This window comes from Clostridium sp. BSD2780061688st1 H5 (assembly GCF_005845155.1).
GTDB classification, from domain to species: Bacteria; Bacillota; Clostridia; order Lachnospirales; family Lachnospiraceae; genus Claveliimonas; species Claveliimonas intestinigallinarum.
On sequence record NZ_SPGT01000003.1, the window covers coordinates 39,105 to 52,717 of the forward strand.

The window sequence follows — 13,613 nt, forward strand, 5'->3', positions numbered from 1 at the left end:
TCTTTTTTGTATCCCTACGCCGTCTTCCCCTTATTCTTCTCATGCCACAGGATCAGCCGCTTTCCAAATTTCCCCAGAGCCTCCACCACAAAGCTGAGGTAGCGGAACACCGGCTCCGCGGCGATGGAGAACACGATAAAGAGCATGATGCACTTGGTGGACATGGCCGTGATGGCAAACAGGTCACCCAGGTAGATGCTGGAGAGCACAAGGGCAATGCCGCAGCCTGACAGCACAGCGATCCGGATGGGGTTCATAGGCTGGCTGATCTTCCAGAGAACCATGAAGCCCACAATGGCCAGAAGGATGGTGGCCGCCGTGGCGATATCCGACTGTCCCACCTCAAAGGTCTGCCCGAAGATGACCAGCGCTCCCACGATCAGCACATCGGTCAGTCCCCCGGGCAGCGCCTTCAGGAAGACGTTGGGGAGGAAATGTCCCTGTATCCGGTTCTTGTTGGGCTCGAGCGCCAGGAAAAAGGCGGGCACGCCGATGGTAAACATGCTGATCAGCGAGACCTGGGCCGGCTCCAGCGGGTAGGTGATCATGAACACCGCCGAGAACACGGACAAAAGGAGGGAAAAGATATTCTTCACAAGGAACAGGCTTGCCGACCTCTGGATGTTGTTGACCACCCGGCGTCCCTCCATTACCACAGAGGGCATACAGGAGAAATCCGACTCCAGCAGCACCACCTGGGCCGCCTGGGAGGCGGCCTCGCTGCCCGACGCCATGGCGATGCTGCAGTCCGCGTCCTTCAGAGCCAGGATATCGTTGACGCCGTCCCCTGTCATAGCCACTGTGTTTCCCTGGTCCTTCAGCACATTCACAAACTGCCGCTTCTGATTTGGAGTCACACGGCCGAAGACCGTGTACTTCTTCATGGCCGCCGCCACGTCCTGGTCCGTCTTCAGCGTGCCCGCGTCCACATAGTTCTCCGCCCCCGCAATGCCGGCCCGGGAGGCCACCTCGGACACTGTCACCGGGTTGTCACCGGAGATGACCTTGATGTCCACGCCCTGCTCCGCAAAGTAGGCGAAGGTCTCCGGCGCATTCTGCCGGATGGGGTTGGAGAGCATCACATAGCCCAGGGGCGTGACCTTCTCCGTAAGGGGCTTTCCGTCTATCTGTCCCGCATATTTTCCGAACACGAGAACACGGTAGCCTTTCTTTGTAAACTGCTCGATTTCCGCCTCATAGAGGACATAATCGTCCCGCAGGACCATCTCCGGCGCTCCCAGCACATAGGCGCCGTCCTTGTAGGTGACGCTGCTGTATTTCACTGCGGAGGAAAATGAGGTCAGGCTCACCGGCTTTTTCCCCGTATTCTCCTGGAAATACTCCTTCAGAGCTGCCATGGTGATGTTGTCCTCGCTCATGGCCGCCGCGAAATCCCCCAGCATTTTCTCCAGAGGCGGATACTCCTCCTCCTTCTCCCGGTAGTCCAGCGTGGGCTCCACCCGGTTTACCGTCATGGTGTTTTCCGTGATGGTTCCCGTCTTATCCACACAGAGCACGTTGACTCTGGCCAACGTCTCGATGCTCTTCATGTCGTGGAGCAGCACCTTCTGGCTGGCCAGGCGCATGGCGCTCACCGCCAGGGCCACGCTGGCCAGCAGATACAGTCCCTCAGGGATCATACCAATGACCGCCGCCACCATGGAGGTGACGCTCTGGGAAAAGCCCTCATGGTTGAAGAAAAAGCTCTGGGAAAAGAGGATCAGGCCGATGGGGATGATGATAATGCCCACCCACTTGACCAGCTTGTCCAGAGAGCGGATCATCTCCGACTGCTCCTGGTCGTCCATGGCCTTGGCCTCCATGGTCAGACGGGAGATGTAGGAGTCCTCCCCCACCTTGTCCAGCCGGGCCCGGCACTCCCCGGACACCACAAAGCTGCCGGACATGAGCTTATCCCCCTTTCGCTTGGTGATCTCGTCGGACTCGCCTGTCAGCAGGGACTCGTTGACCTGTATCTCCCCTGCGGATACCACTGCGTCCGCGCAGATCTGATTGCCCGCGCTGAAGATGACGATGTCATCCAGCACCAGCTCCTCGGAATTCACCTTTCTCACCTTTCCGTCCCGGACCACCCTGGCGTGGGGCGCGTTCAGCATGCTCATCTTCTCCAGCACATTCTTGGACCGCACCTCCTGGACAATGCCGATCAGGGTGTTGACAATGACCACCGGGAGGAAGGTCAGGTTCCGGAAGGAGCCCACCAGGCAGAGCAGCACGCCCAGCACGACAAAGATCAGGTTGAAGTAGGTAAATACATTTTCATGTATGATCTCCTTTGTCGTCTTGGCAGGCGGATCCACCGAGATGTTGGTCCACCCGTGCATCCGGTGCTCCTGCACCTTCTGGGAGCTAAGCCCCTCCGCCGGGTCCGGGTCATACCGGGTCGTGCGGATCCGCCGGTTTCTCCTCTCACTGTGTTCCTCTACTTTTTTCTTCACATTTTTTTGTCTTTTCTTCATGTATATTTACGTCTCCTCTATATCTATCCTATTATATACCTCTCCTCTTAAGATTTCTATAAAGGTTCTCTAAAAATTCTCTTAAGCCCGCAAAGCGCCGGGGCGGGAACCTTCCTCTTAAGGATGCCCCGCCCCGCTCTTTTGTATGCTGTCAGCTCAGATCCGGATCACGCGGCCCGGCCTGCGCTCTTTGGCTGCCGGCTTCTCCCCGGCCGCATAGCCCAGCGCGCAGTGTCCGACGCCGGCATAGTTTTCTCCAAGCCCCCATTTTTCCAGGAGCCTTTTCCCCTCCTCGCTCTCAAACTCTTCCTTCGCCCTGTGGATCCAGCAGGAGCCAAGTCCCACCGCCTGGGCCGCATTCATCAGGTTGCCCATGGCCAGGCTTCCGTCCTCCACATAGGTGGGGCGCCCTGTGTCCGCCAGCACCACCACGATGGTGGGCGCTCCGTAGAAGGGATCTGTATCCGGATCCCCCATAATGGAAGCGTTCATTTTCCGGAGCTGTTCTCTCGTCTCCGGATCCTGCACGGCCACAAAGACAACCGGCTGCTGCCCCATACCGCTGGGCGCCCAGAGGCCGGCCTCCAGGATCCGCTCAAGCTCCTCGTCCCTGATCTGCTCCGCCTTATAGGCCCGGACGCTCCTTCTCTCCTTTAAATCCTTCAGTGTCTCTTTCATGTCCTTGTTCCTCCTTTGCTGCTTGTCTTTTCATTCGTTACCACATCAGCCCAGGGCCACGTCCAGGATCATCATGAGGATAAATCCCACCGCGAAGCCCATCGTGCCAATATTGCTGTGCTCTCCCTCGTTGGCCTCCGGTATGAGCTCCTCCACCACCACGTACAGCATAGCTCCCGCCGCAAAGGCCAGGAGAAAGGGAAGCACCGGGGTGAGAAGCTCCGAGAGCAGGATAGTGACAAGAGCCGCGGCCGGCTCCACGATGCCGGACAGGGTTCCATACAGGAAGGTCCTGCCCCTGGTAGCCCCGCCCTCACTTCTAAGGGGCATGGAAATGATGGCGCCCTCCGGGAAATTCTGGATGGCAATACCGATGGAAAGGGCAAAGGCCCCCATGAGGGAGATCTGGGCGTTGTCCGCCAGAAGCCCGGCAAACACTACGCCCACTGCCATTCCCTCCGGTATATTGTGGAGGGTCACTGCCATGACCAGCATGGTAGAGCGGCGCCAGCTGCTTTTTGGCCCCTCCGGCTCCCTGTGGTCCATGTGCTGGTGGGGCACCCTCTTATCCAGCAGAAGCAGAAAGAGCATACCCACTGCCACTCCCGCCGCCGCGGGGATAAATGCCAGCTTTCCCATATCCGCGGACATGTCCATGGCCGGGATGAGAAGGGACCACACGGAGGCCGCCACCATGACGCCGGAGGCGAACCCCAAAAGCACCTTCTGGACAAGGGGCGGCATACTCTCTCTCCGCATCAGAAAAACGCAGGCCGCGCCCAGTGTGGTGCCAAAAAACGGTATCAGAATACCGATCAGTACATTACTCATATACTCCTCCTCATATCCGTCTAGTTAAAATAGACCATCTCGTCCTGGGGAGCCTGTGCCTCCTCCACATATTCCGCCCTGATCACCGGGCCCTTCCGCCCGTAGGCGCGGGTATACTCATAGCCTACCGTCCCCCGCACCTTCACCCACTGTCCGGGCGTCAGCTTGGGGGCGTAAGGACTGCGGCATATATATCCCAGGAAGGTGGTGTCGTCGGCGCAGCAGGTCATCGCCATCCGGCCCGCCACGAACTCCTTGGCCGGAAATCCTCTCGGCTTGAGTACCTTCGCCTTGTACTCCACTGTCTTCTTTAAGTATCTCTCGGGATGATCCATCATGTCCACGTACCAGATACCGTAGTCCATGTCATCGATCTGCACCACCGGAGCGTCCAGGTCATAGGGCATGGCGTCCTCAAAGATGTTGTCGATCTCCCCGTCCTCCCCCTCGAAAATGATCTGGGCGCTCTGGTTGACCACCTTCACATTCCGCCGGTAGGAGGCGAGAGGCATATCCTTTGTGCAGCGGTTGAACATGACAAGCTCCGCATTTCTCACCATATCCATAAAGAGGGGCTTCATGTTGGCGATGTAGGTCCCAAAGGTGGTGGCATCCACTGTCACCAGCTTCTGCACAAGCCCCCACCCGGAGGGCACGTCCATGGCCTCGATCCTGCTCACCGGGTACATGCCGTTGCACTCGATGATGACCCGCTCCGGATGATACTTCCGGTCCGCCTCCTGGAGCCACTCCAGGGTCATCTCCTCCGGGTCATCCACAGTAAGGAGGGTGGTGTTAGTCCGCTTCAGAAGCGCCTCGCCGTACTCCTCCTCCCCCTCCTCGCAGAGGATCAGCAGGGTATTCCCGTCGATCTCAAAATATTCCTGGCTCAAGGTGTACCGCAGGAAGCTGGTCTTCCCGCTCTCCAGGAAGCCCGCCATTAGGTACACCACCACTCTGGCATTGTCTACCATCTGCATAAGCTTTCGTCACCTGCCCTTTCTATTCTGCCGCGCCCGCAAAAAGTTCCTTCAGGGCGTCCTCTTTCAGCTTGGATCCGATCACGCAGATGCGTCCTGTGTAGTCCGGCTGTCCCTCCCGGAGCTCCACTTCCCCGGGCACCATGTCAAAGTAGATCCACGTTCCCTTGTCGCCTTCCACCATTCCCTTGGCCCGGAGCACCATGCCGTAGGTGTCCGCGTCGCCGAGGGCATCCAGGCGCACCTTCAGATCCTGGGCGCTGTACTTTTTCACCGTCTCCAGGCCCCAGCTTCCAAACACCTCATCCGCATGGTGATGGTGGTGGCCGTGATGATCGTGGTCATGCCCGTGATGGTGGTCGTGGCCGCACCCATCGTGGTCATGCTCGTGATGGTGGCCGTGATCATGCTCCTCATGGTCGTGATGGTGGTCGTGATCATGGTCATGGTGATGCTCTTCGCCGAGCCCGTGATGGCCGCCGCACACGTCGCATCTCGTCTCCTCCATCAGCTCCTCCTCCAGAGAGGGAGCGTGCTGCTCCATGATCTCAAAGAGCTTGGCCCCGTCGATCTGGTCCTCCGGGGTGGTGATAATGGGGGCGTCCGGGTTGAGGGCGCGGATCTGTGCCACTGCCTGCTCCACCTTGTCATCGTCCGCAATGTCGGTACGGCTCAGGATAATGGCTCCCGCCGACTCCACCTGGTTCTTGTAAAATTCTCCGAAATTTTTTAGATACATCTTGCACTTCTTCACATCCACCACTGTGGTCGCGCTGTTCAGCGCCACATCCGCATCTGTCTTCACACTCTCCACCGCCTTTTTTACATCAGAGAGCTTGCCCACGCCGGAGGGCTCGATGAGAATTCTGTCCGGATGGTAGGTCTCGATGACTTCCTTTAAGGAAGCGCCGAAGTCACCCACGAGAGAGCAGCAGATGCAGCCGGAATTCATCTCCCGTATCTCGATGCCCGCCTCCTTGAGGAAGCCTCCGTCAATGCCGATCTCGCCGAACTCGTTTTCAATCAGGACCACCTGCTCTCCCTTGAAGGCCTCCCGGAGAAGCTTCTGGATAAGTGTGGTCTTCCCGGCTCCCAGAAAGCCGGAGATAATATCTATTTTTGTCATTTTATCCACTCCTGTTCTTTCTTATTTATTTTTCCGGACATTTGCGCATCATATCTGCGCACATCCAAAACTATTTTGTCACAGCCCGGCACAAATTTCAAGGAGGCAGAATAATCTTTCTTCTATGCCTTGCAGAAACTGTCCATCCATTTTATAATAGCCTTGTAATTGTAAAACACATTACAATCAACTATATCAGGAGGAAAAAATTATGCAGAAATATGTATGCGAACCTTGCGGCTATGTGTATGATCCGGAAATCGGCGATCCTGACAACGGCATCGCACCGGGTACAGCATTTGAAGATCTCCCGGAGGATTGGGTATGCCCCATCTGCGGAGTGGGCAAAGACATGTTTGTTGTGGAGGGCTAATCTCCGCCGCGCAGTCTGGCCTGAAAATCATCAGAATATTTCAGTTGGAGCTCTGCTGACGCAGGGCTCCTTTTACTTGACATTCCGCCCGGAAATTGGTACTATTTTCAAGATACCCTGATAATCGTTTTCATTTTTATATAAAAAGGAAGATCTGATCATGGAATTACTGGAACACATTTTCTTACACACAGCCGAGGACAGCGTCCGCATGCTGCCCTTCCTGTTTGCCGCCTTCCTGCTCCTGGAGGGTCTGGAGCACTATTCCAGCGCCTGGATCCGCCGGACGCTGACAAAGATCGAGAAGGCAGGCCCTGTAGTGGGCGCCCTCTTTGGCTGTATCCCCCAGTGCGGCTTCTCGGTCATGGCCGCCAACCTCTACTCCGGAGGCGTCATCTCCATGGGCACGCTGCTGTCCGTCTTTCTGGCCACCTCCGACGAGGCTGTGCTGATCCTCATCGGCCACCCGGGAAACGGGGGTGCTATTGCCGCTCTCCTGGCAGTTAAAATCATCATTGCCATCGCAGCCGGATACCTGGCGGACCTGTTCTTCGCCAAATTTATCTCCACTAAAAAGGAAATCGAGGATCTGTGCCACCACTGCGGCTGCCACGACCACCACGGCATCCTGCGCCCGGCCCTGAACCACACGGTCCGTCTGTTCGGCTATATTTTTATCTGCACCTTTGTCCTGAACGCCGTGATCGAGGGAGCCGGCCTTGAGTCAGTGTCCACCTTCCTATTAAATGGAAGCATCTTCCAGCCCTTTCTGGCGGCCCTTCTCGGGTTCATCCCCAACTGCGCCGCCTCCGTGCTGTTGACTGAGCTCTATCTCGGCAAAGCCCTCTCCTTCGCCTCCGTCATCGCCGGCCTGTGCACCAACGCGGGCGTCGGGCTGATCGTCCTTTTCAAGGTCAATCCGGACAAGCTGGAGTGCGTCAAATTCACCGGCCTTCTGTACGCCTGCGCGGTGATCGCCGGCATAATCCTGCACCTGGCCGGGTTTTAGCCCGGTTTTAGAGTGAAAAGAACGAGCGAAAAGAACATTTGTACAGCCCTGCATAGAAAAAAGCGATGAGACCGGCGTGACCTGCATCGCTTTTTTGATAACTTAGAACTGACCCGGAAGATTATCTCTCCTGGTCGTATTTTACAAATGCGTCTACTTTCGGCTGAGAAGAGCATCCTGGAACGAATTCGTTTCCGAGGAAGGCGTCCACTAACAGCTCACGCACCTTGTTTCCCGTTGTAAACGCACCCATACATGCGATGTTGGCGTCATTGCTCAGGCGCGCTCTCTGCGCGGAGTATACATCGGATACAAGAGCTGCATAGGCGCCCTTTACTTTGTTGGCTGCAATAGATACGCCGATACCTGTGCCGCAGATCAGGATACCCCTGTCATACTCCTTGGAAGCCACAGCCTCGCCGACCTTAATGGCAACGTTGGCGTAGATAGGATCATCGCTTCCAAAATCTGTTACTTCCCCGTATCCTTTTGCCTCAATGTACTTGATGATCTCTTCTTTTGCTTCCTGGGCATTGGGATCACATCCAATTGCAATTTTCATTTTTTCTTCCTCCTTATAGTTATTTCTGTTTCGTTTTCTTCATTTTATCATTTCGTTATACTTTTGTCCACTTTCGTTTTGTTTCGTTTTTACTTTTTTACTTTATTCGTCTCTCTTTTCTATGTCCATGATCATATCGACCCTTCTCTGGTGCCTTCCGCCTTCAAATTCCGCGTTCAGCCACTCCTCTATGATCATCTTTGCCAGCTCAATTCCCACTACTCTTGCACCGAACGCAAGGATGTTCGTGTTGTTGTGCTGTCTGGACAAACGGGCTGAATACGGCTCACTGCAGACTACCGCCCGAACGCCTTTCACTTTATTGGCCGCCAGGGAAATGCCTACGCCGGTACCGCAGATCAATATACCCAGATCCACTTCCTTCGCAACAACAGCGCGCCCGACTTTCTCCCCATACACCGGATAGTCACAGCTCTCTGTGGAATCTGTTCCATAATTGATCACTTCATAGCCCAGATCCTGCAGAAATTTCATGACTTCCTTTTTCATCTCCACCGCTGAGTGGTCGTTTCCTATTCCTATTCTCATACATCTGGTCTCCTTCTTTACTCAAAATTCATTTCTGGATATATTATAATCTTTTCATTTTTGAAAGGCAATGTCTATTAGGAATATTCGCCTCCCAGCAGTTTTGTTTTGCACATTTTCCTGTTTCGTACTATAATGGGTAGGATCCTTAAGGACTACATACTATTTCTATTTTTTATGAGGAGTACCGTATATGATAAAATTGATCGCCAGCGACCTGGATGGGACGCTGCTCCAGAACGGAGCCCAGGAACTGGACCCCATTATATTTGACCAGATCCGCACACTGAAGGAAAATGGTATCCACTTTGCAGCGGCCAGTGGACGCCAGTATCCAAATCTGCGGAGACTGTTTGCCCCCGTGCAGGACGATATTTCCTATATAGCCGAAAACGGCTCTCTCTGCGTGCATGACGGGAAAGTGCTTTCCAGAGGGCTGATCCCACGGGATTTGGGCAACCGCATCGTTGATGCCATCCACCAATGCAGCGGATGCGAATGTATCATTTCGGGGGAAAAAGTGTGCTACAGCGACTCTGTAAACGAAGAGTTCAGATACCATATGCTGCATGTCATGAAAAATGACATGAAATTTGTGGACAGTATTGACGAGATTCAGGAACCTTACCTGAAGATAGCAGTCTGCAATTTCAACGGCACAAAAGACTGTCTGGCCTATTTTCAGAAATTGTTTTCCAGCGAGATCAAAGTCGTCACCTCAGGCAACATATGGGTAGACTTCATTGCCCCTGACGCCAACAAAGGGACTGCCCTTCACACCCTTCTGGATTATCTGCACATCCTTCCGGAAGAATGTGTTGCCTTTGGCGACCAGTACAATGATGTAGAAATGCTGCAGCTTGCAGGGATCAGTTATGCCATGTCAAGCGCAGCTCCCGGCATCTCCTTCTACTCCACCTATGTCACAGATTCCGTTTCCGATGTGCTTGACGATATAATCTCCTCCACCAGCATTTAACTCTCATAAAAGACCGGGCAGAACTTTTGTCTGCCCGGTCTTTCTATAATCCGTCCATTATCCTTTCACTTATACCAGTTTCCTGACAGCCTCCTGCTCAACGGAAAGCCCTGCCTTAAATCTTTCGATAAAGGCCTCGAAGCCAGCCACATCACCGGCGTCAGGATCCATCTTTACGCCTTCCTCTCCGCCGAACACTCTGCTGTCCAGATAGGACTCCAACGCCTCTCCTTCCTCTTTGCGCAGAGCATAAGAAGCCAGAAGCGCGATCCCCCATGCGCCGCCCTCGCCGGCAGTCTCCATGACAGAGACAGGTGCCTGCATAGCTGCGGCCATGATCCGCTGGCCCACTCCGGGAGTCTTGAACAGACCTCCGTGTCCAAGTATCTTGTCAATCTGGATCTTCTCCTCTTTCACCAGGATATCCATGCCGATCTTCAGCGTTCCGAGGGCCGCATAGAGATGAGTTCGCATAAAGTTCGCCAGGTTGAAACAGCTGTCCGGCGTGCGCACAAACAGGGGTCTTCCCTCATCTACGGGGACAATACTCTCTCCTGAATAAAATCCGTAGGACAGAAGTCCTCCGCAGTCCGCATCACCCTCGAGAGCCTTGTTATACAGTGCGGAGAATATCTCATCCATATCAGCCTTTACTCCCATGGCCTCCCCGTATTCTCTAAAGAGGGACACCCATGCATTCAGATCCGAAGTGCAGTTGTTGGCGTGGGCCATAGCCACAAGACTTCCGGTAGGTGTTGTCACCATATCGATTTCCCTGTGTACTTTGGAGAGCTCTTTTTCCAGAACGATCATGGCGAATACAGAAGTTCCGGCTGACACATTTCCCGTGCGCACTGCCACACTGTTAGTTGCAGCCATTCCGGTTCCCGCGTCGCCCTCGGGCGGGCATACGACAGCTCCCGCCTGCAGCACTCCTGATGGATCCAGAAGGGCGGCCCCCTCCTCCGTCATCGTCCCTGCATCTTCTCCTGCCAGCAGCACTTCCGGCATGATCTGGCGCAGTTTCCATGGATAGCCTCTCTCTGCCACAAGCTGGTCAAACTGGCCGATCATCCGCTCATCAAAGTCTTTCGTCCGGATATCGATGGGGAACATGCCCGAAGCGTCGCCTATGCCCAGCACCTTCCTGCCTGTCATGCGCCAGTGTATATAGCCGGCCAGAGTCGTAAAGTAAGCCACGTCTTTTACGTGCTCCTCTTTGTTCAGGATTGCCTGATATAAGTGGGCGATACTCCACCTTTCCGGGATATTATACTGAAACAGCTCTGTCAGTTCTTCCGCCGCCTGGCCTGTGATCGTATTTCTCCATGTCCGGAAGGGAACAAGGAGTCTGTCCTCCTTGTCAAAAGCCATGTATCCGTGCATCATGGCGCTGAAACCAATAGCCGCGATCTTTTTGACCTCTGTCCCGTAGGTCTCCTTTACATTCTTCACCATATCCTGATAGCTCCCCTGGAGTCCCTGCCAGATATCATCCAGGGTATAAGTCCAGATATGGCCGTCCAGCCTGTTCTCCCATGCATAGCTTCCGGAAGCGACAGGGATATGATCTTTATCGATCATGACTGTCTTGATCCTGGTAGATCCAAGCTCAATGCCGACAACAGCCTGCCCTTCCTCTATCATCTGTTTTACCTTTTCTGTGTTTGCGTTCATCTTCTCCTCCTTTTGCTGCTATGTCCGTTCTTCCTTCTGAGGACCGCCTCCTCTATATTGCCGGTGATGACATACAGGATACTTTCCTCATCAGGGTACACTTAATCTTCAGCCTTCTGGCCGTAGTACGCGTTTGCCCCGTGTTTCCGATAGTAGTGTTTGTCCTGCAGCGCCTGCGGAGCCGGCTCATTTCCAGGATTGATCATCTCGCACCGGGCCGCCATCTTGGCCACCTCTTCCAGCACCACCGCATTGTGTACCGCCTCATGAGCATCCTTCCCCCATGTAAACGGTCCGTGATTCTTGCAGAGTACCGCAGGAACAGCATTGTAATCCTTCTGCCGGATCTCAAATTCGTCTGCGATGAGAACGCCTGTATTTTTCTCATAGGCCTCCTCAATCTCCTCCTTCGTCAGATTGCGCACGCAGGGAACTTCCCCGTAGATGTAATCCGCATGGGTGGTACCATAACAGGGAATATCGCGCCCTGCCTGGGCCCAGCTTGTGGCCCATGGTGAGTGGGTGTGTACAATCCCTCCGATGTCCTTAAAACGGTTGTACAGAACTACATGGGTAGGCGTGTCAGAAGAGGGATTGTATCTTCCCTCTACCTTATTTCCCTCCAGATCCACGACTACCATATCATTCGGTGTCAGCTTGTCGTAGTCCACGCCGCTCGGCTTGATAACAAAGAGACCTTTTTCACGGTCAATGCCGCTCACATTTCCCCATGTAAATGTCACCAAATTGTACTTCGGGAGCAGCATATTTGCCTCATACACTTCTTTTTTCAGCTCTTCCAACATCTTTTTCTCCACCTTCCTCGTTTTTACTTTCTGTATACCAGCGCATTCCATTTCAACTCATTCTGGAACTGACGGATCGTTGTATCCTTGTCAATATACACCGCTTCTGTTCCCATGCAGGCTGCCCAGTCGCCCATCTGCTCCGCAGTCAGATCGTAGGAGAAGGCCGTGTGGTGGGCTCCTCCTGCAAGGATCCAGGCCTCAGCTCCGGTCTGCAGGTTCGGCTCCGGTGTCCAGAACGCCGTCGCCACCGGGAGTTTAGGCATGGGCTTCTCCGTCTTTTTGCAGTTTACGTCATTGATGATCAGACGGAAACGATCCCCCAGATCAATCAGCGATGTAGCGATGGCAGGTCCTGTCTTGGACGTAAATACAAGTCGGGCAGGATCCTCCCTGTCTCCCATAGAGAGGGGCTGACACTTGATAGCTATGGAGCCGTCCGCGATCGTAGGACACACTTCCAGCATATGCGCTTCCAGGATCCCCTCTTTCCCGGGGACAAGGTTGTAAGTGTAGTCCTCCATAAAGGAAGTGCCTTTGGCATCCGTCATCCCCTGGGTCATGATCTTCATAACGCGGACCATAGCCGCTGTCTTCCAGTCGCCCTCAGCGCCAAAACCGTAACCTTTCTCCATCAGGCGCTGGATGGCCAGTCCCGGAAGCTGCTTCAGGGATCCCAGATCTCCAAAATGTGTCACGATAGCCTGGTAATTTTTTTCCTGGAGAAATCGCTCAAATCCGATCTCAATGCCCGCCTGCACTGCTACATGCTCACGGAATTCTTTCTCATCCCTTCCCTCCAGGAGTATATCATATTTATCGTAATATTCTTCCACTAATGTGTCAATATCCCCTTTTGGCACTTCCTCAACAGCCTCTGCGATCTCATTGACGGGATAGGTATCCACTTCCCAGCCAAACCGGATCTGGGCTTCCACCTTATCTCCTTCTGTCACAGCTACGTTGCGCATATTATCCGCAATGCGCATGACACGCACGTGGCTGCTCTCGATCACGCCGACAGCGGTCTGCATCCAGGAGCCGATCCTTTTCTGGACCGCCTCATCTTCCCAGTATCCCATGACCACTTTGCGCTCCATCCCAAGCCGGGTGAAAATATGTCCGTATTCCCTGTCTCCGTGGGCTGCCTGGTTTTCATTCATAAAATCCATGTCAATAGTGTCATAGGGGATTTCCCGGTTAAACTGAGTGTGGAAGTGGAGCAGCGGTTTCCTGAATTCCTGGAGTCCCAGTATCCAGGATTTTGCAGGAGAGAAGGTGTGCATCCAGGTGATCACTCCCGCACAGGTGTCGTCCATGTTGGCTTCGTTGAACGTCTTCCGGATCAGCTCATTGGTGATGAGTGTCGGTTTCCACACAAGTTCGTAAGGGAGATTGCCCGATGCGTTCAGCACCTCCACCATTTTCCGGGAATGCTCAGCTACATGAGCCAGGCATTCATCTCCGTATAAATCCTGGGATCCCGTACAAAACCAAAATTTATACTGTTTCTGTTCCATAACAAATCCTCCTTTTTGCTGTATTTATGTTTATAACTATGCC

At 54.1% G+C, this 13,613-nt stretch carries 13 protein-coding genes; 3 read left to right on the top strand and 10 right to left on the bottom strand.

The window, feature by feature from the left end; all coding sequences use genetic code 11:
- Positions 1-14: 14 nt before the first annotated feature.
- The 5 genes from FGQ86_RS02820 to FGQ86_RS02840 form a co-directional block, all read right to left on the bottom strand.
- Positions 15-2,480, bottom strand: a complete 2,466-nt coding sequence (locus tag FGQ86_RS02820) for a cation-translocating P-type ATPase (RefSeq protein WP_138302923.1) — start codon at positions 2,478-2,480, stop codon at positions 15-17.
- A 156-nt stretch (positions 2,481-2,636) separates the two neighbouring features.
- The gene (locus tag FGQ86_RS02825) at positions 2,637-3,158 is read right to left on the bottom strand and encodes a nitroreductase (RefSeq protein ID WP_033126009.1); all 522 of its coding nucleotides are present in this window, start codon (positions 3,156-3,158) and stop codon (positions 2,637-2,639) included.
- A 45-nt stretch (positions 3,159-3,203) separates the two neighbouring features.
- Positions 3,204-3,989, bottom strand: a complete 786-nt coding sequence (locus tag FGQ86_RS02830; protein ID WP_138302924.1) for a ZIP family metal transporter — start codon at positions 3,987-3,989, stop codon at positions 3,204-3,206.
- A gap of 20 nt (positions 3,990-4,009) precedes the next feature.
- Entirely contained in the window at positions 4,010-4,969 is a 960-nt protein-coding gene (locus FGQ86_RS02835; protein WP_242842837.1) for a GTP-binding protein, read from the bottom strand.
- Positions 4,970-4,991: 22 nt separating this feature from the next.
- Positions 4,992-6,095: a GTP-binding protein gene (locus FGQ86_RS02840; RefSeq protein WP_138302925.1), complete on the bottom strand. Its 1,104-nt coding sequence runs from the start codon at positions 6,093-6,095 to the stop codon at positions 4,992-4,994.
- Between the two features lie 211 nt (positions 6,096-6,306).
- Here FGQ86_RS02840 and rd point away from each other — a divergent pair, with 211 nt between their 5' ends.
- Both rd and FGQ86_RS02850 read left to right on the top strand, forming a co-directional pair.
- Entirely contained in the window at positions 6,307-6,468 is a 162-nt protein-coding gene (gene rd / locus FGQ86_RS02845; RefSeq protein ID WP_033126006.1) for a rubredoxin, read from the top strand.
- A gap of 160 nt (positions 6,469-6,628) precedes the next feature.
- Entirely contained in the window at positions 6,629-7,477 is an 849-nt protein-coding gene (locus FGQ86_RS02850; protein WP_033126005.1) for a putative manganese transporter, read from the top strand.
- 121 nt (positions 7,478-7,598) lie between these two features.
- On the opposite strand, the gene FGQ86_RS02855 is transcribed toward FGQ86_RS02850, so the two are convergent.
- Entirely contained in the window at positions 7,599-8,039 is a 441-nt protein-coding gene (locus FGQ86_RS02855) for an RpiB/LacA/LacB family sugar-phosphate isomerase (RefSeq protein ID WP_033126004.1), read from the bottom strand.
- A gap of 102 nt (positions 8,040-8,141) precedes the next feature.
- Positions 8,142-8,588: a ribose 5-phosphate isomerase B gene (gene rpiB / locus FGQ86_RS02860; RefSeq protein ID WP_138302926.1), complete on the bottom strand. Its 447-nt coding sequence runs from the start codon at positions 8,586-8,588 to the stop codon at positions 8,142-8,144.
- A gap of 193 nt (positions 8,589-8,781) precedes the next feature.
- Between rpiB and FGQ86_RS02865 the strand changes: the two genes are divergently transcribed.
- The gene (locus FGQ86_RS02865; protein ID WP_033125996.1) at positions 8,782-9,567 is read left to right on the top strand and encodes a Cof-type HAD-IIB family hydrolase; all 786 of its coding nucleotides are present in this window, start codon (positions 8,782-8,784) and stop codon (positions 9,565-9,567) included.
- Between the two features lie 69 nt (positions 9,568-9,636).
- Here the strand turns inward: FGQ86_RS02865 and FGQ86_RS02870 are convergent, their stop codons facing one another.
- The 3 genes from FGQ86_RS02870 to araA all read right to left on the bottom strand — a co-directional run bounded on the left by FGQ86_RS02870 (position 9,637) and on the right by araA (position 13,570).
- On the bottom strand, positions 9,637-11,244 hold the full coding sequence (locus FGQ86_RS02870) for an FGGY-family carbohydrate kinase (RefSeq protein ID WP_138302927.1): 1,608 nt from the start codon (positions 11,242-11,244) through the stop codon (positions 9,637-9,639).
- A 101-nt stretch (positions 11,245-11,345) separates the two neighbouring features.
- A complete protein-coding gene (locus tag FGQ86_RS02875) occupies positions 11,346-12,050 on the bottom strand; it encodes an L-ribulose-5-phosphate 4-epimerase (protein ID WP_138302928.1) in 705 nt (234 codons plus the stop codon).
- A 23-nt stretch (positions 12,051-12,073) separates the two neighbouring features.
- On the bottom strand, positions 12,074-13,570 hold the full coding sequence (gene araA / locus FGQ86_RS02880) for an L-arabinose isomerase (RefSeq protein WP_138302929.1): 1,497 nt from the start codon (positions 13,568-13,570) through the stop codon (positions 12,074-12,076).
- Between the last annotated feature and the right edge of the window lie 43 nt (positions 13,571-13,613).